The 18,935-nt window shown below is 70.6% G+C and carries 19 protein-coding genes; 7 read left to right on the top strand and 12 right to left on the bottom strand.

Annotated features, from left to right (window positions below; all coding sequences use genetic code 11):
* Positions 1-118: 118 nt before the first annotated feature.
* Positions 119-1,531, top strand: a complete 1,413-nt coding sequence (locus DMH01_RS31585; RefSeq protein ID WP_125681166.1) for a Dyp-type peroxidase — start codon at positions 119-121, stop codon at positions 1,529-1,531.
* Between the two features lie 270 nt (positions 1,532-1,801).
* Positions 1,802-2,587, top strand: a complete 786-nt coding sequence (locus DMH01_RS31580) for a DeoR/GlpR family DNA-binding transcription regulator (RefSeq protein WP_125681164.1) — start codon at positions 1,802-1,804, stop codon at positions 2,585-2,587.
* On the opposite strand, the gene DMH01_RS31575 is transcribed toward DMH01_RS31580, so the two are convergent.
* From DMH01_RS31575 to DMH01_RS31555, 5 genes are all read right to left on the bottom strand, one after another.
* Positions 2,577-3,470, bottom strand: coding sequence for an ROK family protein (locus tag DMH01_RS31575; RefSeq protein WP_125681447.1), 894 nt, complete (start codon positions 3,468-3,470; stop codon positions 2,577-2,579). The genes DMH01_RS31580 and DMH01_RS31575 overlap by 11 nt on opposite strands.
* Before the next feature lie 71 nt (positions 3,471-3,541).
* A complete protein-coding gene (locus tag DMH01_RS31570) occupies positions 3,542-4,171 on the bottom strand; it encodes a response regulator transcription factor (RefSeq protein WP_125681162.1) in 630 nt (209 codons plus the stop codon).
* Entirely contained in the window at positions 4,168-5,451 is a 1,284-nt protein-coding gene (locus tag DMH01_RS31565) for a sensor histidine kinase (protein WP_125681160.1), read from the bottom strand. The genes DMH01_RS31570 and DMH01_RS31565 overlap by 4 nt, the downstream gene beginning before the upstream one ends.
* A gap of 3 nt (positions 5,452-5,454) precedes the next feature.
* A complete protein-coding gene (locus tag DMH01_RS31560) occupies positions 5,455-6,195 on the bottom strand; it encodes an ABC transporter permease (RefSeq protein ID WP_125681158.1) in 741 nt (246 codons plus the stop codon).
* A 12-nt stretch (positions 6,196-6,207) separates the two neighbouring features.
* A complete protein-coding gene (locus DMH01_RS31555; protein ID WP_125681156.1) occupies positions 6,208-7,116 on the bottom strand; it encodes an ABC transporter ATP-binding protein in 909 nt (302 codons plus the stop codon).
* Positions 7,117-7,429: 313 nt separating this feature from the next.
* Here DMH01_RS31555 and DMH01_RS31550 point away from each other — a divergent pair, with 313 nt between their 5' ends.
* Together DMH01_RS31550 and DMH01_RS31545 are read left to right on the top strand one after the other, a co-directional pair.
* Positions 7,430-7,636: a CbtB-domain containing protein gene (locus DMH01_RS31550; protein WP_005162643.1), complete on the top strand. Its 207-nt coding sequence runs from the start codon at positions 7,430-7,432 to the stop codon at positions 7,634-7,636.
* A gap of 14 nt (positions 7,637-7,650) precedes the next feature.
* Positions 7,651-8,406, top strand: a complete 756-nt coding sequence (locus DMH01_RS31545) for a CbtA family protein (protein ID WP_125681154.1) — start codon at positions 7,651-7,653, stop codon at positions 8,404-8,406.
* Between the two features lie 20 nt (positions 8,407-8,426).
* Here the strand turns inward: DMH01_RS31545 and DMH01_RS31540 are convergent, their stop codons facing one another.
* Together DMH01_RS31540 and DMH01_RS31535 are read right to left on the bottom strand one after the other, a co-directional pair.
* Positions 8,427-9,887 carry a cobyric acid synthase gene (locus DMH01_RS31540; protein ID WP_125681152.1) on the bottom strand — a complete coding sequence of 487 codons (1,461 nt, stop codon included), beginning with the start codon at positions 9,885-9,887 and terminating at the stop codon, positions 8,427-8,429.
* A complete protein-coding gene (locus tag DMH01_RS31535) occupies positions 9,884-10,816 on the bottom strand; it encodes a cobalamin biosynthesis protein (RefSeq protein ID WP_125681150.1) in 933 nt (310 codons plus the stop codon). Before DMH01_RS31535 ends, DMH01_RS31540 begins: the two co-directional genes overlap by 4 nt.
* A gap of 36 nt (positions 10,817-10,852) precedes the next feature.
* Between DMH01_RS31535 and DMH01_RS31530 the strand changes: the two genes are divergently transcribed.
* From DMH01_RS31530 to DMH01_RS31520, 3 genes are read left to right on the top strand one after another with little or no spacing between them, the layout of a single operon-like run.
* Positions 10,853-11,458, top strand: coding sequence for a bifunctional adenosylcobinamide kinase/adenosylcobinamide-phosphate guanylyltransferase (locus DMH01_RS31530; protein WP_125681147.1), 606 nt, complete (start codon positions 10,853-10,855; stop codon positions 11,456-11,458).
* 8 nt (positions 11,459-11,466) lie between these two features.
* Entirely contained in the window at positions 11,467-12,480 is a 1,014-nt protein-coding gene (cobT, locus tag DMH01_RS31525) for a nicotinate-nucleotide--dimethylbenzimidazole phosphoribosyltransferase (protein WP_125681145.1), read from the top strand.
* On the top strand, positions 12,477-13,223 hold the full coding sequence (locus DMH01_RS31520; RefSeq protein WP_125681143.1) for an adenosylcobinamide-GDP ribazoletransferase: 747 nt from the start codon (positions 12,477-12,479) through the stop codon (positions 13,221-13,223). The genes cobT and DMH01_RS31520 overlap by 4 nt, the downstream gene beginning before the upstream one ends.
* 115 nt (positions 13,224-13,338) lie before the next feature.
* Here the strand turns inward: DMH01_RS31520 and DMH01_RS31515 are convergent, their stop codons facing one another.
* From DMH01_RS31515 to DMH01_RS31495, 5 genes are read right to left on the bottom strand one after another with little or no spacing between them, the layout of a single operon-like run.
* Positions 13,339-13,971 (bottom strand): hypothetical protein, encoded by a 633-nt coding sequence (locus DMH01_RS31515; RefSeq protein ID WP_125681141.1) that lies wholly within the window; start codon positions 13,969-13,971, stop codon positions 13,339-13,341.
* The gene (gene cobC / locus DMH01_RS31510) at positions 13,968-14,987 is read right to left on the bottom strand and encodes an Rv2231c family pyridoxal phosphate-dependent protein CobC (protein ID WP_125681139.1); all 1,020 of its coding nucleotides are present in this window, start codon (positions 14,985-14,987) and stop codon (positions 13,968-13,970) included. Before cobC ends, DMH01_RS31515 begins: the two co-directional genes overlap by 4 nt.
* Positions 14,980-16,314, bottom strand: a complete 1,335-nt coding sequence (locus tag DMH01_RS31505; RefSeq protein WP_125681137.1) for a cobyrinate a,c-diamide synthase — start codon at positions 16,312-16,314, stop codon at positions 14,980-14,982. Before DMH01_RS31505 ends, cobC begins: the two co-directional genes overlap by 8 nt.
* Positions 16,308-16,922, bottom strand: a complete 615-nt coding sequence (gene cobO, locus DMH01_RS31500; protein WP_125681135.1) for a cob(I)yrinic acid a,c-diamide adenosyltransferase — start codon at positions 16,920-16,922, stop codon at positions 16,308-16,310. The genes DMH01_RS31505 and cobO overlap by 7 nt, the downstream gene beginning before the upstream one ends.
* Positions 16,922-18,883: a putative cobaltochelatase gene (locus DMH01_RS31495; protein ID WP_125681132.1), complete on the bottom strand. Its 1,962-nt coding sequence runs from the start codon at positions 18,881-18,883 to the stop codon at positions 16,922-16,924. Before DMH01_RS31495 ends, cobO begins: the two co-directional genes overlap by 1 nt.
* Positions 18,884-18,935 lie beyond the last annotated feature (52 nt).

The raw sequence follows: 18,935 nt of genomic DNA, 5'->3' as shown, positions 1-18,935 counted from the left end.
GGGTGAGGACGGCGAGCTTTCGGTATCGGTTGTATCAAGGGGTAAGACCCGCACGGCGACGACCGGCACAGACCTGCCGGGGCCGCCGGGCGGGGTTTCAAGGAGGGGGTTCCTTGCCATGTCCGTCGATCTGACCATGCCCTTGGAATGGAAGACCGCGACCGGCGACGCCGCGAAGATGCTCGAAGAACTACAGCCGAACATCCTCAAAGCCCACGCTCGCGACCATTTTTCCGCACTGTTCCTCCGGTTTTCGGAGGCACCGGACGCGATGAAGTTCCTCGCGTCGCTCGTCCCGCTGATGAAGTCCGCGAAAGCCCACCTGACCGAGGTCGAACGCTTCAAAACCGAAGGGGTGAAGGGGTCGCCCTACGTCGGCACCGGGCTGACGGCGGCGGGCTACCGGTTCCTGAAAATCGAAGTGCCGCAGGACGAATCGTTCGGTCTCGGCATGCGCGCGCAGGAGACCCGCGAGAAGCTGAACGACCCGCCGCGCTCCACGTTCGACGGGGGATATCACGACGAGATCCACGCGGTCGTCATCGTCGGCGACGCCGAGGACGCTCCGATGACCGCACGCCGGAACGAGGTTCTGGCGCTGATTCCGCCGACGGTTTCCGTCGTCGCCGAGGAAACCGGATTCGGGCGGGTGAACGCCAACGGTGACGGAATCGAGCATTTCGGCTACGTCGACGGCCGGAGCCAGCCGCTGTTCCTGGTCGAGGACATCCACGCGGAAAAGACGGGAACGGACGGGATCAGCGTCTGGGACCCGACCACTCCGCTGAATCAGGTGCTCGTCCCGGATCACGCCGCACCCGATCCCGGAGTGCATTTCGGCAGCTACTTCGTTTTCCGTAAATTGGAACAGAATGTGCGGCGGTTCAAGCAGTCGGAGGAGGTTCTGGCGGATCAATTGGGCCTCGTCGGCGAAGACCGGGAACGGGCGGGCGCGATGATCGTCGGCCGTTTCGAGGACGGCACTCCGCTGACCGCGCAGCGGGAAGAGGGTGCGGAAAGTCCGGTACCGAACAACTTCGACTATGGAAGTGACGCCGCCGGCGCCAAATGCCCCTTCCAGGCCCATATCCGGAAGACGAACCCGCGCGGCAGCGGAGGCGCCGAACAGCCACCGCAGGAACGCCTGCACCTGATGGCGCGGCGGGGCGTGCCCTACGGCGAACGAGCCGACGACCCGAACGCCGATCTCCCGCCGTCGGCCCGGCCCAGCGGCGGCGTCGGGCTGCTGTTCATGGCGTTCAATTCGGTGCTGGGCAACCAGTTCGAGTTCACCCAGGCGACCTGGTCGAACAACCCGGGGTTCCCGATCCCGCCCGTCGGGGTCAAGCCGCCGGGCCTCGACCCGGTCATCGGCCAGGGCCCGCGGCCGGAATCCGTCTACACCACGGAATGGGCGGGCACGAGCACGGTGACCGCGGATCCGATCCCGCAGGCGGTGACGCTGAAGGGCGGCGACTACTTCTTCATGCCGTCACTCGCCTTCCTTCGCGGGCTCGGCGGAAAGGGCTGATCTGGCGGCGAATATCCGCTGAACGTCACCGGAACGGGCGTAAATCCGATATCGATCCGGAGTCGGCGGAGATAGCCTGCGAAACGGGCCGGTCCTGGGCGTGCCGGCCACCGGGCGGACGCCGGTCACACTGGGGGTGGCCGGCGCCCGCCCTTTCACCCTTTTCCCTCCCGCTGTCCCGAAACCGCCGCTTCTCGCCGCCCGTATCGCGACGCGTAGTACTTTGTCCGGTGCGGTAAGCGACATCGGGCTTCGGGGAGGGAGCTGGGGATGAATCGGCATGAACGACTCACGGCTTTATTGGACATGGTGGGAGAACAGGAAAAAGTCGACGTCGAGGTTTCGGCGGGCGAACTCGGTGTCTCCCCCGCGACGATCCGCCGGGACCTCGATCACCTGGCGGGCCGCAATCTCGTGGTCCGCACGCGCGGCGGCGCCGTCGCGAGCAACGTCGCGTACGACCTTCCGTTGCGGCACAAGGCGGCGCGCAACGCGCCCGAACAGCAACGGATTTCCGCCGCCGCGGCCAGAATGGTCGACCCCGGCATGGTGGTCGGCCTCAACGGGGGCCTCACGAGCACCGAAGTGGGCCGCGCGCTCGCGACCCGGCCGGACATGGGCGAGCCGACCGGCGGGCCGTCGCTCACCGTGGTGACGAACGCGCTCAACATCGCCCACGAACTGGCCGTGCGGCCCAATATCAAGATCGTGGTGACCGGCGGGGTCGCGCGGCAGCAGTCGTTCGACCTGTCCGGGCCGCTGTCGCACCTGTTCCTCGACCAGATCTCGCTGGATCTGGTGTTCCTCGGGGTGGACGCCTTCGACCCGGTGCACGGCGCGCAGGCCCATCACGAGGGCGACGCGAGCACGAACCGGCTGATGGCCGCCCGTGCCCGTCAGGTCGTCGTGCTCGCCGACAGCGGGAAACTCGGCGGTCACGCCTTCGCGAAGATCTGCGCGACCACCGACGTCGACGTTCTCGTCACCGATGGCCGCGCGGATCCGGAGCGGGTGCACGCCTTCGAGGAGGAAGGCGTGCGCGTGGTCAAGGCTTGAGCCGGTCCAGTGCGAGCAGCGCCGCGCCGAGCCGGCCCGCCTCGTCGCCGAGCTGCGCGATCCGCAGTTCGGGCATCCGCTGGAACTGCAGGTTCGCCGCCAGCCACGCACGGACAGGTTCGAGGACGTAGTCGCCCGCGGTGAACAGGCCGCCGCCGAGGACGACGACTTCGGGCGCGAGCAAGGTGACCAGGGTCTTGATGCCGTGGCCGAGCCCCTCGAGGGCGTCGTTGACCACGGAGATCGCGGCCTCGTCGCCGTGCCGAGCGGCGTCGACCACCTGCTCGGCGCCGTCCGCGGGCCGCCCCGTGTGCTCGCTGTAGCGGCGGGCGATGGCCGACGCGGAGGAGATCGCCTCGAGACATCCCGTCGCGCCGCACCCGCACGCCAGCCGGTGGCCGACGTCGATATGCCCGATCTCGCCGCCTTGCCCGCCCGCGGCGTACAGCTTCCCGTCGAGCTGGAGCGCGGCCGCGATCCCGGTGCCGACCGGGATGAAGGCGGCGTCGGTGCAGCCCTTGCCCGCGCCGACGCGGAACTCCGCGAGCCCGCCGGCGCGGACGTCGTGCCCGAACGCGAACGGCAGCCCCAGCCTGCGGTCGAGCATCTCGCCGAACGGCACGTTCCGGAAGTCGAGGTTCGCCGAGAACCGCGCCACTCGCCCGATTTCGTCGACGATGCCGGGGATGACCACGCCGACGGCGTCCGGCGTCCCGGTCCCCGCCTGCTTGCCCAGCGTTTCCACGATCCGCGCGACCTGGTCCGCGAGCGCCTCGCCGTCCGCTCCGCGCGCCGTCGGCTCGCGCAGGCTGGCGAGGTCTTTCAGGTCCGCGTCGTACAGGGCCGCCTTGATGGACGTTCCGCCGACATCGAGTGCCGCCACCGCAGGTGTCATAGCTGGATTTTGACATGCGGCCCGTCGCGGCCCGCAAGGATTCCGCCGACGCCGTATCGTCAGCCGCGCGGTGTCAGGTACCCCTGGGAGAACGCCGTGGCCACGGCCGCCGCCCGGTCTTTGACGCCGAGTTTCGCGTACACGTGCAGCAGGTGGGTCTTCACCGTCGCTTCGCTGATGAACAGCCTCTTCGCGGCCTCGCGGTTCGTCGAGCCCTGGGCGATCAGTTCCAGGACTTCCAGTTCACGGTGGGAGAGCGGACCTGAGGCCGGCTGCCGCATCTGCCCCATCAACCGGGTCGCGACGGCGGGGGAAAGCATCGCCTTGCCCTCCGCGGCCGCCTCCACCGCGCGGAACAGTTCGTCCCTCGGCGCGTCCTTCAGCAGATATCCGGTGGCACCGGCCTGGATGGCGGGCAGCACGTCGCTGTCCGTGTCGTAGGTGGTGAGCACGAGGATCCGCGAGGTCACCCCGCGTTTCGCCAGCTCCTCGATGGCCGTGACGCCGTCGATCCGGGGCATGCGGAGATCCATGAGGATCACGTCGGGCCGGAGCTTCACCCCCGCGGCGATGGCCTCCTCGCCGTCCCCGGCCTCACCGAGGACGTCGAAGCGCGGGTCTGCGCTGAACATGCCCCGCAACCCGTCCCGCACCACCGGGTGATCGTCGACGATCAGCAGCGAGATCATCGCTCGGCCCCGGCCGGGATCGCCGGCACGGACGCCGAGATCGCGGTGCCCCCGCCCGGCTCCGACTCGATGTCGAGCCGTCCGGCGAGGCGCTGCACGCGCTGCCGCATCCCGGCCAGCCCGTACCCACCGTTGGCAGAACCCTTGGCGCGCTTGGCAGAGGGCTCGAAGCCCACCCCGTCGTCACGCACGTCGAGCGTCACCAGATCCTCCATGTACGACAGGGTCAGGCCGACTCTGCCCGCCTTCGCGTGCTTGGCCACGTTGGCCAGTGCTTCCTGCGCGGCCCGGAGCAACGTCACCTCGACATCGGCGTGCATCGGCCGGGGGTCGCCGGTGGTGGTCAGCACCGCCTCGACGTGGTTCACCTCCGACCAGCGTCTGGCCACCTCGCCGATCGCGTCCTGGAGCCTGCCCTCGGCGAGCGGTTCCGGCTGCACCGCGTGCACCGTCCGGCGTGCCTCGGTCAGGCTCTCCCTCGCGAGGTTCATCGCGTTCGTCACGTGCCGGTGCAGCACCGGGGGCTCGTCCAGGGTCTGTTCGGCGGCCTGGAGCTGGGTGAGGATGCCTGCCAGGCCCTGAGCCAGGGTGTCGTGGATGTCCCTGGCGATCCGCTGCCGCTCGTCGAGCACCCCGGCCTCCCTGGCCTGGACCAGCAGCTGGGCGTGCAGGCCGGCGTTCTCCTCCAGCGCCGCCTCCAGCCTGGTGTTCGCCTCGTGCAGCTCGGCGAGCGCCCGCTTCTGTTTGAGGTTGCGCTCGTCCGACTGCTCGGCGATCCGGGAGAAAGCACTGGCCAGCACGGTGATGATCACACTGAGCGCCGCCCACGCCGCCCACATGTTCTCGTCCTGGATCCCGGTCAGCCCACCCAGGTACGACACCGCCGAGATCACGGACGTGGCGGCGACCCCGACGTAGCGCCACCGGCCTTTCAGGTAATGGAACGCCTGGGGGTAGCCGATGAAGGCGAACAGGCCGTACCACGGCGCGACCGCGACCAGGCAGGCCGTCAGCACCATCAGGCCCGTGTAGTACAGGCCCATCAGCGGGCCGTTGCGGTGCCATTCCGGGTGGAGCGTGTGGAACCAGAAGGTCCAGGCCAGGATCCCGGCCGAAAGCGCGAGCACCGCCGGGAGGTGCACCGGCACCCGCCAGATCGGCAGCAGCACCGAGATGAGGACGTCGATCGCCAGCAGGACGTACGGAAGGACGTCGAAGACCTTCGTCTCGACCCGTTCCCAGCGGTCGAACTCCGCACGGAGCTCCGCCTCGATGCCCACGACTCACTCCCAGCGGAAGTACCGGGCGGCCAGCCCGCCCGCCACGATCGTCCACCCCAGCAAGACCGCCACCTGCAGTGGTTGCGGCCAGTGACCGGCGGTGGCGTCCTGCAATGATTGCACGCCGGCGCCCAGCGGGGTGAAGTCGCTGATCGTCCGCAGGACGTCGTTCATCTCGGCGCGCGGCACCCAGAGACCGGCGAAGAACAGGATCGGGAAGAACAGCAGGGTCCCGATCGCGCCCGCGCTCTTGCCGGTCGGCGCGACGGAGGCGACGAGCAGGCCGAGGGCGAACATCGCCAGCGCCGTCAGCAGATAGGCGATCAGGTACGCGAAGAACTGCCGGGGCAGGCCCACGGCGTACAGCACCCTGCCGATGGCCAGCACGACCAGCATCGTCGCCACGGACATGATCGTGGACATCAGCAGCTGCGCGCCGAGCATGACGTGCGGTTTGACCGGGGTGGTCCGCATGCGCCGCAGCACACCCTTTTCCCGGTAGGTGGCGAGCAGCTGGGACACGCTGTTCAGCGCGAACATGGCGAGGCCCATAGTGACGATGATCGGCAGGTACAGGGTGATCGCCCTGGCGCCGCCGAGGTCCGCGCTGGGTTCCCGCAGCGCGGGGAACGCGCCGAGGACCACGAGCAGGAGCGGCGGGAACGCGAGCACGAAGAACACGAGCATCGGCTCGCGGAAGAAGAGTTTGGTCTCGGCGACGGTGAGCCGGGCGAGGGCGGACATGGTGTTCTCTCCTCAGGAATCGATGGTGCGGCCGGTGAGCGCGACGAACGCGTCGTCCAGCGACGCCTGCTCGACCCGCAAGCCGGCCGCGGTGACCTGGTTGCGGGCGAGCACGGTGGTGACGGCGAGCAGCAGGTTGCCCGTGCCGGTCACGACGAGCTGGTCGCCCGCGCGGTCGACCGAGGTGACCTCGGGCAGCGCGGTCAGCACGGCGTGGTCCAGCGGGGCGGACGGCCGGAACCGGATGCGTTGCCGGTCGTCGACGCCGGCGACCAGCCCGGCCGGGGTGTCGAGCGCGACGACGCGGCCGGAGTCGATCACCGCGAGCCGGTCGCACAGTCGTTCGGCTTCTTCCATGAAATGCGTGACCAGCAGGATCGTGACGCCGCGCTCGCGGACGCGCTCGATCAGGCCCCAGGCGTCGCGGCGCGCCTGGGGGTCCAGGCCGGTGGTGAGCTCGTCGAGCACCGCCACCTTCGGGTTGCCGATCAGCGCGAGCGCGATCGACAGCCGTTGTTTCTGCCCGCCGGATAACCTGCGGAACTGGGTGTCGATCTTGTCGGTCAGGTCGAGGATGCCGAGAAGTTCCCGCCAGTCGGCCGGTTCACGGTAGAAGGAGCCGTACAGCTCCATCGCCTCGCCGACCTTGAGCTTGTCCGGCAACTCGCTTTCCTGCAGCTGCGCGCCGAGCAGCTGCCGCAGCTCGCCGGTTTCGCTTCGCGGGTCGATCCCGCAGACCCGGATGGTCCCGCCGTCCGGGACGCGCAGCCCCTCGACGCACTCGACCGTCGTGGTCTTGCCCGCCCCGTTGGGGCCCAGAATGCCGAAGATCTCGCCCTGCTCGACGGCGAAACCGACCCCGTTCACCGCGGTGTGGTCGCCGTAGCGTTTGACGAGGTCTTCCACCTCGATGATTGCCATACGAAGACCATGCCGCGCGGCGGGGGTCCGCCGAATCAACCGCCTGGCCACGGTTGAGGAGGGCGACGGTGGAGCCCCCATCAACCGATCGGTGGATGCCCGTGACGTCACGAGCCTGCGCCGATCGGGTTCCGTCACATTGACCGGACGCTTCGTCGCGACCTACGCTCGGTCGGCCAGACGACGGCACCCGGAACGCGGTGAGAATCCGCGCGGTCGCGCCACTGTGACCCCGAGCCATCGGGGAAGCCAGACCCGGAGCCGTCGTGACACCCCTGAAGAGGCCGCGCTAGCCCGAGGAGGTCCCACCGCCATGTCCGAAGCGGTAGCCGCAGTACCCGTCCCCGTCCGGATCCCCGTCCGCGAGATCCTGCCCTGGGCGGTGCTCGTCATCCTCCTGTCGCTGATCACGCTGTACTTCATCAGCGCCGAACAGGGCGCGGTGTCGGTGTTCGCGAACTCGTACGTCCACGAGTTCGTCCACGACGGCCGGCACCTGCTGGCCTTCCCGTGCCACTAGGCGGCACGCGTCCCATGATGAGGACCTTGCTGGTCCGCGGCATGCTCGCGGGCCTGGTCGCCGGTGTCCTGGCGACCCTTTTCGCGTACTTCTTCGGCGAGCCTTCGGTCGATGCCGCCATCGGTCTCGAAGGCACCGCCGCTCATTCGCACAGTGCTCCGGGTGCCCACGAACACGCCCCGGCCGAGGCCGAGGAAGAGCTGGTCACGCGTGGTGTGCAGAGCACCGTGGGCCTGCTGACCGGCGTCGGCCTGTACGGGGTCGCCGTCGGCGGGCTGTTCTCGCTCGCGTTCGCCTTCGTCTACGGACGCCTCGGCACTTTGCGGCCGCGGGTGACCGCGGCGCTGCTCGCCGGCGGCGCCTTCGTGGTCGTGTTCCTGGTGCCGTTCCTGAAGTACCCGGGGAATCCTCCCGCGGTCGGCCAGGCGGGCACGATCGGGAGCCGGACTTCGCTGTACTTCGGTTTCGTCGCGCTTTCGCTGCTGGTCGGCATCCTCGCGGCGGCGTTCGGCCGGAAACTGGCCGACAAGCTCGGCGCGTGGCGCGGCGGCCTGCTCGCCGCGGGCGGGTACGTCGTGCTGATCGGGGTGGCGGCGGCGCTGTTGCCGTCGATCGACGAAGTCCCCGACGGGTTCCCGGGTTCCACGCTGTGGACGTTCCGGCTCGCGTCGGTCGGGACGCAGGTGGTGCTCTGGACCGCGCTCGGGCTGACCTTCGGTGCCTTGGCCGAAAAGGCGTTGGGGCGTAAAGACACCGTGCGGGTCAGCTAGCATTTGGTCCTCTGAATGCGTCAGGGGACGCCGGGCGGCACGAAAGGCAGGCCGCCGTCGGCACCCTTCTCTATCAGCCGCAGCAGAGCCTCGGTGTCGACGTGTTCCTCGACGGCGTCAGCGAGCCGGTCCAGCATGCTCTCCCGCAACGCGCCGAAACCCGGTGCCCCGGCGGCGGGTGACCAGTCCGCCACCTCGCCCAGCCAGGCGCGGCGGAAACCGTCGTTCTCGAAGGCTCCGTGCCACATCGTGCCCCATACCGCGCCCTGCCGGTATCCGTCCAAAAAGGACTCGGCGGGGCCGGTGGGGGTCACGGTGCCGTGGTGGATTTCGTACGCCTCCACGGGTTGCCCGCGCCACGAGCCCGAGGGCCGGGCCAGCACCTTGTCGGCACTGAACGAAACGCGCGTCGGCAGCAGACCGAGACCGGGGACCGTGCCGGCGCCGGATTCGACGTCGTCCTCGATCTCGGCGGCCAGCATCTGGTAGCCGCCGCAGATCCCCAGCACCGGACGTCCTGCCTCGGCCCGCGTCCGCACGGCGTCCGCCAGGCCGCGCGCACGCAGCCACGCCAGGTCGTCCACGGTCGCGCGGGAACCCGGCAGGATCACCACGTCGGCGGACAGGACCGTGTCCGGATCTGCGGTCAGCGCGACCGAGACCCCGGGCTCGGCGGCGAGCGCGTCGACGTCGGTCGCGTTGGAGGCACGGGGAAAACGCACGACGGCGACCCGGAGCGACCCGCCCGACACGCCCCAGCCCGCGGCGGCGAGCGCGTCCTCCGAGTCGATCCACACCTGGTCGAGCCAGGGCAGCACGCCGAAGACCTCGCGGCCGGTGAGCTTTTCCAGCGTCTCCAGTCCCGGCCGCAGCAGGCCGACGTCACCGCGGAACTTGTTGACCAGCCAGCCCGAAACCAGCGCCTGGTCTTCGGCGGACAGCAGGGCGAGGGTGCCGAACATCGCGGCCATGACGCCGCCGCGGTCGATGTCGCCGACCACGACCACAGGCAGGCCGAAGCGGCGCGCCAGTCCCATGTTGACGTAGTCGCCTTCGCGAAGGTTGATCTCGGCCGGGCTACCCGCGCCTTCGCACAGCACGACGTCGAACCGTTGTCGCAACGAAGAAAACGTGTCGAAGGCGATCTCGGCGAGACCGGCGCGGCCGGTCGCGTACTCCCCCGCTTCCAGCGTGCCGAACGGTTTCCCGAGCGCGACGACGTGGCTGCGGCGATCGCTCCCCGGTTTCAGCAGTACCGGGTTCATCGCGGCTTCGGGTTCGACGCGAGCCGCCCGCGCCTGGAGCCATTGCGCGCGGCCGATCTCGGCGCCGTCCGCGCACACCATCGAGTTGTTCGACATGTTCTGCGACTTGAACGGCGCGACCCGCACGCCTTGACGCGCGAGCCAGCGGCACAACGCGGCGGTGACCAGGCTCTTGCCCGCGTCCGACGTCGTCCCCGCGACGAGCAGGCCGCTCACCGCGCGACCGCCACCGCGACAGCGAGCGCCGCGAGACCGACCGCCCTCGACAGCCGGACCGCTCGGCGCACGTCCACCGGTTCCGGCTCGCGGCCGTCGCCGAGGACGCCGCGGCGTTCGGTGCGTCCGCCGTAACTGTTCGTCCCACCCAGCCTGATCCCGAGGGCACCGGCGAAGGCGGCCTCGACCTGGCCCGCGTTGGGGCTCGGATGGTGCTTCCCGTCGCGGCGCCAGATCCGGAACGCGGGTTTGGCGAAACCGCCCGCCAGTGGCGCCGACGCCACGGTGAGCGCCGCGCCGACCCGGGACGGCACCAGGTTCGCCAGGTCGTCGGCCCTCGCCGACGCCCAGCCGAAGTTGGCGTACTTCGGGGACCGGTAGCCCACCATCGCGTCGAGCGTGTTGAGCGCGCGGTAACCCAGCAGGCCGGGGATCCCGGCGACCGCGCCCCACAGCAGCGGCGCGATGACCGCGTCCGAGGTGTTCTCGGCGATGGACTCGGTGGTCGCCCGCGCGAGTTGTTCGGTGTCGAGCCCGGTGGCGTCACGGGCGCACAGATGCGAAAGCCGCTGCCGCGCGCCGGGCAGGTCGCCGTCGTCGAGCAGCTTGGCCATGCGGGTGCCCTCGTCCGCGAGCCCCTTGCCGCCAAGGACCACCCAGGTGGATGCCGCGGTGAGCGCGAACCGCGCGAACGGACGCTTCCGGGTCCAGAACTGGGCCGCGACCCCCAATCCGGTGACGGTGCCCGCGCAGACGGCGGTGTACGCCGCGCCCCGCACCTTCGAATCGGCGTAAACCCGCTGTTCGAGGGCTTGCGCGGCCCGGCCGAAGCCCGCGACCGGATGCCTCCTCCGCGGATCTCCGAACACGGCGTCGGCGACGTAACCGGTCACGAGTCCGGCTGCGGTGGCGGCTTGTCGGAGTGGCACGTGGCGAACCGTAGCGCGTGCACGAGAATGCGGGGTATGACCAAGCTGACGCATCGCCTCGCGAAGGTCCTGGAGACCCTCGCGCGGGCACTTCGCCGCTATTCGCGCGACGACGGCAAGGTGCTGATACTGGGCGGCGTCCGCTCTGGGAAGTCACACCACGCCGAGCGGCTCGCGTCCCGTCACCCGCACCTGACCTACGTCGCGCCCGGGCTGCCGCCGAGCGCCGAAGATCCCGAATGGGCCGCCCGGGTGGCCGCGCACCGCGCACGGCGGCCGGGCCACTGGAAGACGGTGGAGACCACCGACCTGGCCACGGTGCTGCGCACGGCGACGCATCCGCTGCTCATCGACTGTCTCGGCACGTGGATCAGCCGGGTGCTCGACGAGGTCGGCGCCTGGGAGCAGCGCAAGGGCTGGGAACGGCGGCTCGACGACCGGCTGGAGGACTTCCTGGCGGCGTGGGCGCAGGCCGACGTGCCGGTGATCGCGGTCAGCAACGAGGTCGGCAGCGGTGTGGTGCCCGCGACGGTGTCCGGACGCGTGTTCCGTGATGTGCTGGGCGCGCTGAACAACCGGGTTGCCGCCGTGTCCGACCGGACCGTGCTGGTCGTCGCCGGACGGATGCTGGACCTGCCTTAGGAGTCACCATGCGTATCGCCATCCCGGACGCCGCCGCCGAAGCCGCGGCACGCACGAGACTGGACGGACTGGTCAAGCCGCTGGGTTCGCTCGGGCGGCTCGAAGACCTGGCCGCCTGGCTCAGCGCGGCGCACGGTGTCGTCCCGCCGCGGCCGCTCGACGACGTCCGCGTGGTCGTCTTCGCCGGGGACCACGGGGTTTCCGGGATGTCGGCGTATCCGCGTGAGGTCACCGCGGCCATGGTGCGGGTGTTCCTGGCCGGCAAGAGCGGTGTCAGTGTGCTGGCCGGGGTGGCCGGGGCGAAGGTGCGGGTGTGCGACATCGCGGTGGACTGGGACGGCGCGGACGTGCCCGCCGCGGTCACCGCGCACAAGGTCCGGCGGGGTTCCGGTTCGATCGACGTCGAGGACGCGCTCGCCGAGGGCGAGGCGCGGACGGCGTTCGAGCACGGGCTGGCGATCGCGGACGAGGAGATCGACGGCGGCGCGGATCTGCTCATTCCCGGCGACATGGGGATCGGCAACACGACGATCTGCGCGGCCGTCGTCGCCACGCTGCTCGGCCTTTTCCCGGAAGACGTCGTCGGTACGGGCACCGGGATCGACGAGGACGGGCGGGTACGGAAACTCGCGGTCGTCGAAGCCGCGTTGATCAGGGCCGGTGCGGTGAAAGACCCCTTCGCGGTGCTGACCGCGCTCGGCAGCGCTTGTCTCGCCGCGACGGCGGGCTTTCTCGTGCAGGCCGCGGTTCGGGGGGTGCCGGTCCTGCTCGACGGCGTCTTCTCCGGCGCCGCGGCGCTCGTCGCCCGCGAGATCGCGCCGGGTGCCGAACAGTGGTGGCTGGCCGGGCACCGGTCGACCGAACCGTCGCAGGCGTTCGCGTTGAAGTCGCTCGGGCTGGAGCCGATCCTCGACCTCGGGCTGCGGCTCGGCGAGGGCAGCGGTGCCGTGCAGGCGGTGCCGACGCTGAGGGCGGCGCGGGCGATCCTCGCGGACATGGGTCTGCTGGCGGATCTGGCTTGATCGCCGACGCGCTGAAGATGGCCGTCGGCACCCTGACCACCGTCCGGGTGCCGGCGCCGGGGGTGATCGACCGGCGGGTGGCGGGCGGCGCGATGGTGCTCGGCCCGCTGGCCGCCGTGCCGCTCGCGGCCGTCGCCGCGCTGATCGTCTTCCTGGGTGAGGTGATCGGTCTGCCCGCGTTCGCGTCGGCGGCGCTCGCGTTGGGCGCGGTGGCGCTGGGCAGCCGCGGCCTTCATCTGGACGGGCTCGCCGACACGGCGGACGGGCTCGGTGCTTCGTACGACCGCGCGCGGGCGCTGGAGGTCATGCGGCGCGGGGATTCCGGGCCGACCGGGATCGCGACCCTGGTGCTGACACTGCTCGTGCAGACCGGCGCGCTGGCCGGGGCGATCTCGGCCGGGCACGGGATCGCGGCGGTCGCGGTGGCGGTCGTCGCCGGACGCGGGGTGCTCTCGCTGTGCTGCGCGCGCGGCGTCCCCTCGGCACGGCCGGAAGGGCTGGGCGCGACCGTCGCCGGTTCGGTGCCGGTGTGGACGGCGGCGGTGGTGTTCGCCGTGCTCGCGGGCACGGCGGCGCTGGCACTCCCGTGGTGGCAAGGGCTCGCCGCGGTGGCGCTGGGGTATCTGGCCGCGGCGGCGTTGCTGACGCGGTGCGTTCAGCGGCTGGGCGGGGTCACCGGGGATGTGCTCGGCGGTTGCGTCGAGGTCGCCGTCGCCGGGGTCTTGCTGGCTTCGTCGTTCTGAAAGACGTAACTCGCGTGCTCAGAGACGCATCTCGCGTGCTTGGAGGCGTAACTCGCGAGTTACGCCTCCAAGCACGCGAGTTACGCGTCTGAGCACGCGAGTTACGCCTTCGGCCTCACTGGCCCCGGTCCGCAGTGGTATCCGGCGCCAGTTTCTCGTCGATTTCCGGCAACCAGAAGCACAGCTCGAGGGTCTTCATCCCGGCCCAGAGGCCGAGTTTGCGGCCCTGCGAAACCAGGGTGAGCGACGCGAACAGCAACAGCACCGCGAGCCCGGCCGCGATCCAAGGATGCTTCCCCGCGAAGATCTGGACGATCGCGGCGATGGCGCCGAACAGCAACGGCGGCGCGCAGTTGCGCACCATGAGCCCGGACGCGCGCAGCCGCGTGACGTCGACCGCGACCTCCTTGTCGTGCAGTTGCAGCGCGCACAGCAGAAGATGCGTGTTCTCCTTCAGGAACGGGCGGTCCTTCGCGGCGGGCATCCGGCGGACGAACTCCTCGGCGGCGTTCCTGCTCCGCCTCCGCGGCACGATCCGTTCCAGCGCCTCGCCGAGCGGATAGGCCAGGTAGCCCAGCAGGAAACTCAGCACCACGATCACGACGACCAGTACCACGGTGGGCACGCCGCCGATGCTCGCCGCGGTCAGGATGTGGAGTTTCGTCCCGAGGTAGCCGAAGAACGCGACGTACAGCGCGCCGGGGATGGTGTAGGCGAAGAGATCGAAGACGCCGATCGCGAAGTTCACTCGCCTATCCAACCAGTCCGGGTGAGTGCCGCCAAGAACGCGTCCACTGTCTCCCGGTCCCGCACCGCGATCCGCAGGTACCGCGCGTCCAGCCCCGGGAAGGTGTCCCCACGCCGGACGGCGAAACCGTTCTCCCGCAACCGTTCCCGGACACCGTCGGCGCCAGGGAGCCGGACGAGCACGAAAGGCCCCCGGGGCTCCCCGAGCACTTCGACGCCCAACGCGGTCAGGCCCGAAACCAGGTACTCCCGGTCGGCTTCCGCCGCCACCGCCAGCTTTTCGGCTTCCTCCAGCGCCTCGGGACGGCAGCACGCCACCACGGCGACGGCGGCGAGCGACGAGACCGACCACGGGGGCTGGACCGCGCGCAGACTGTCCACAACGGACTCATCCGCCAGTACGTATCCGGCGCGCAGCCCCGCGATCCCCCACGTCTTCGTCAGGCTGCGGAGGACGACGAAACCGGGTTGTCCCGCAACGCTTTCCGTCTCGCCGGGGACTGCGTCGAGAAAGGCCTCGTCGACGACGACCAGGCGACCCGGGCGACCCAGCGCAAGGAGATCCCCTGCCGGATGCAGCACGGACGTCGGGTTCGTGGGGTTCCCGACGAAGACCAGATCGGCTTCTTCCGGAACGTCGCCCAGCCGGAAGCCGTCGTCGGGTGACAACACCACCCGGTGCACGGGATGACCGGCCGCGCGCAGGGCGGCTTCGGGTTCGGTGAACTGCGGGTGCACGACCACCGCATACGACGGCCGCAACGCCGTGGCCAGCAATGTGAAGGCTTCGGCCGCGCCGGAGGTCACCAGCACCTGGGACTCCGGGAGCGAGTGCCGGGCGGCGACCGCGGCCGTGGCGGCGGTGACGTCCGGATAGGCGGCGAGATCGTCCAGGGCCGCCGCCAGTTCGGCGCGCAGCCAAGCGGGTGGCACCGGGAGGCGGACGTTGACCGCCAGATCGACGAGACCTTCGCCGACCTCGCGATCACCGTGGTGCCAGAGGTCGTAGTCAGCCATGGTCGTGCACCGCGGCGGCGAACCGTTCGGCGAGTTCGGGGTAGCCGGCCCAATGGACGTGCAGGTACGACGCGTGCAGGGACGCCGAGGCGAAACCGTCGGGCGTGCGATCCCACCCCCACGCCGGGGTCGGGCCGCTGCCGGGTTCGATGATCGTGCGGTGGAATTCGTGCCCGGTGACGCGTTGCCCCGCGACGGCGAGCACGCTGTCGGCGGGTGCGAAAGCCTTGCGGTATCCGAGTTTTCCGCGTTTCGTCATGGTGGCGGAGGCGTCGAGAACGCCGGTCATCGGTGTCCCGTCGATGTCCTGGCACAGGTACAGCAGCCCGGCGCACTCGGCCACGACGGGCATTCCGTCGCCGACGGCTCGCGCGATCGCGGTCCGCAGCGGGACGTTCGCCGACAGCTCTTCGGCGTGGACCTCGGGGAAGCCGCCGCCGAAGTACAGCCCCGCGCAGCCTTCGGGAAGTTCCTTGTCCTGCAACGGATCCACGTCGACGACGTCCACACCGGCGGCGGCGAGCAGCTCGACGGCCTCGGTGTAGCGGAAGGTGAACGCGGGACCGGCCGCGGCGGCGACCACCGTCCGGCGTCCGTCATACGAGAACGGCGGCCGCCAGGGCTCCCCCGACAGCCGCGAAGCCGATCGGGCGACCTGCACGATCGCGCCGAGGTCCACACCCTCGCTGATCCATCCCGCCAGCTCCGGCAGCAGCCGTTCCGACTCGCTCGCCCGCTCCGCCGCCGGGACCAGGCCGAGGTGACGGCTGGGCGCGTGGATCTCTTCGTTGCGGTACAACGTTCCCAGCAGCGGGACACCGGTCGCTTCCAGCGCGGTGACGATCTCGTCCGCGTGCCGCCGCGAGCCCAGTTTGTTCAGGATGACGCCGGCCAGCCGGACACGCGTGTCGTACTGCGCGAACCCGAGCACGGTCGCGGCGACACTGCGCGACGCGGCCGAGGCGTCCACGACCAGCACCACCGGCGCGTCCAGCAGCCGCGCCACATGCGCGGTCGACGCGTACCCCTCGGTGCCGAGCGCGCCGTCGAACAGGCCCATCACGCCTTCGATGACCGCGATGTCGGCACCGGCGGAACCGTGCCGCAGCAACGGGATCAGCCGATCCTCACCCTGGAGGAACGGGTCGAGGTTGCGCGGGGGCCGCCCGGTGGCGAGGGCGTGGTAGCTCGGGTCGATGAAGTCGGGACCGACCTTGTGCCCGGAGACCTTCAGCCCCCGCGCGCGCAACGCCGCCATCAGGCCCGCGGCGATCGTGGTCTTGCCGTGCCCCGAACCGGGCGCGGCGATGACCACGCGGTTCACCATTCGATGCCTCGCTGGCCCTTTTGCCCGGCGTCCATCGGATGCTTCACCTTCGTCATCTCGGTGACCAGGTCCGCCGCCTCGATCAGCTCCGGCGGCGCGTACCGGCCGGTGATCACCACGTGCTGATGGCCGGGGCGCGCGGTCAGCGTCGAGACGACGTCGTCCACCTCCAGCCAGCCCCATTTGAGCAGGTAGCTGAATTCGTCGAGGACGTAGAAGTCGTGGGTCTCGGCGGCGAGACGGCGTTTGATCTCGGCCCAGCCCTCACGGGCGTTCTCGGCGTGGTCCTCCTCGGAACCGGACTTACGCGCCCAGCTCCAGCCTTCACCCATCTTGTGCCACTCGACGGCGCCACCCTGGCCGGTGTCGTCGTGCAGCTTGCCGAGGGCACGGAACGCGGCTTCCTCGCCGACGCGCCATTTCGCCGATTTGACGAACTGGAACACGCCGATCGACCAGCCCTGGTTCCACGCGCGCAACGCCATCCCGAACGCGGCCGTGGACTTGCCCTTCATCTCGCCGGTGTGCACGGCGAGCAAGGGGCGGTTGCGCCGCTGCCGCGTGGTGAGCCCGTCGTTCGGCACCGTTTCCGGTTTACCCTGTGGCATTACGCGGCCCTCCCGGAAATACGTGTGCGGACGGCGCCCGCGAGGGTGTCGGCGGCGACCTCGGCGACCGGGACATGTTCCGCACCAAGGTGTTCCGCCAGTTCGGCGGCGAGCCCGAGCCGCATTTTCCCGCTCTCGCAGTCCATCACGATCGAGGTCACGTTCCCGGCCAGCAGCCCGGCGGCCTGTTTCGCGCGCTGGACGGCATCGGCGCCGCTGGTCGCGCGGCCATCGGTGACGACCACGAGCAGCGGACGCCGCAACGGATCACGGACCGCTTCGATCCGCAGAACCCGCGCCGCCTCAAGGAGTCCTTCGGCCAGCGGGGTCCGTCCGCCGGTCGCGAGACCGTCCAACCGGGACGCGGCGGCGTCGACGCTGATCGTCGGCGGGAGCGCGAGTTCGGCGCCGGAAGCGCGGAAGGTCACCAGGCCCACCTTGTCGCGTCGCTGGTACGCGTCGAGCAGCAAGGACAGCACGGCGGTCTTGACCTCGCGCATCCGCTGCCGCGCGCCCATCGAGCCGGACGCGTCGACGCAGAACAGCACCAGGTTGCCCTCGCGCCCTTCCCGCCGCGCGAACCGGAGATCCTGGGGCCGCACCACGAGTCCGGCGCCGCTGCGGCCGCGAGACCGCTGGTGCGGCGCGGCCGCGCGCACGGTCGCGAGCAGATGCGGATGCCCGTCCTTGGTCCCGGCGGGCTGGACGCCGATGGTCCGCCCGTTGTCGGTGATCGCCCTCGACCGACGTCCGGCGGCACCCTCGCCGGTGCCCTTCACCTCGAAACGCCTGGCACGAAAGGCTTCCCCGGCCCCGACCGGCTTCTGGTCACCGCCTTGGCCGCCGCCCGAGGGCTCCTGTCCGCCTTCCGACGGCGGCGGGCCCGAGGTCTCACCGCCCTCCGGCGGGGTGCCCGAGCCGGGACCGTCGTCGTCGGGACCAGGGCCTTCCGGCTCGGCGTCCTGCAGCGCCTGTTCCAGCTGCTCCTCGGAGATCCCGGGCGCGTCGAAGGGATTGCGGCGACGGCGATGCGGCAGCGCGAGCCGGGCCGCGACCCGCACGTCTTCGGTGGTCACCTCGGTGCGCCCGGCCCAGGCGGCGTGCGCGACCGCGGTCCGCGCGGTCACGATATCCGCGCGCATCCCGTCGACCTCGAACGACGCGCAGACCTCCGCGATCTGCCGCAGCGCGTCGTCCGGCAGTTTGACCGACGGCAGAAGTCGTTGTGCCGCCTCGATGTCCGCGGCGAGTTCGGCGTCGGCCGCGGCGTACTGGCCGGCGAAACCGTCGGGATCCGCCTCGTAGGCGAGCCGACGGCGGACGACCTCGACCCGCAGTTCGGGATCCCGGCTGGACGCGACCTCGACGGTGAGCCCGAAGCGGTCCAGCAGCTGCGGCCGCAGTTCGCCTTCCTCGGGGTTCATCGTGCCGATCAGGACGAACCGAGCCGCGTGCGACACCGAGACTCCCTCGCGCTCGACGGTCGCGCGCCCCATGGCGGCGGCGTCGAGCAGCGTGTCGACCAGGTGGTCGTGCAGGAGGTTGACCTCGTCCACGTACAGCAGCCCGCGATGCGCGGCCGCGAGCAGACCGGGCTGGAAATCGGTGACGCCGTCCGCGAGCGCGCGTTCCAGGTTCAGCGAACCGATCACGCGGTCTTCGGCCGCGCCGACCGGCAGTTCCACGAGCCGCGCGGGACGGCGGTGCGCGGGCGAGCCTTCGGCGTGCGGACCATCGGGGCAGGCCGGATCGGGCTCGACAGGGTCACAGGAGAACCGGCACGCGTCCACCACGTCGACGCCGGGCAGCAGACCGGCCAGCGCGCGCACCATCGTCGACTTCGCCGTGCCCTTCTCCCCGCGCACCAGCACCCCGCCGACGGCGGGCGAGATCGAGGAAAGCACCAGCGCCAGGCGCAGATCCGGCATCCCCACAACGGCGGTGAACGGGTACGGCTTCACAGCTCTCCTGTCGTCGACGACCTCCGGCCGATCATCGCATAGGAATTCCGTC

The organism is Amycolatopsis sp. WAC 04182, assembly GCF_003947465.1.
Lineage (GTDB): Bacteria > Actinomycetota > Actinomycetes > Mycobacteriales > Pseudonocardiaceae > Amycolatopsis.
Note: the sequence above shows the minus strand (reverse complement) of the source record. Positions and strands in the feature narration are given on the sequence as shown.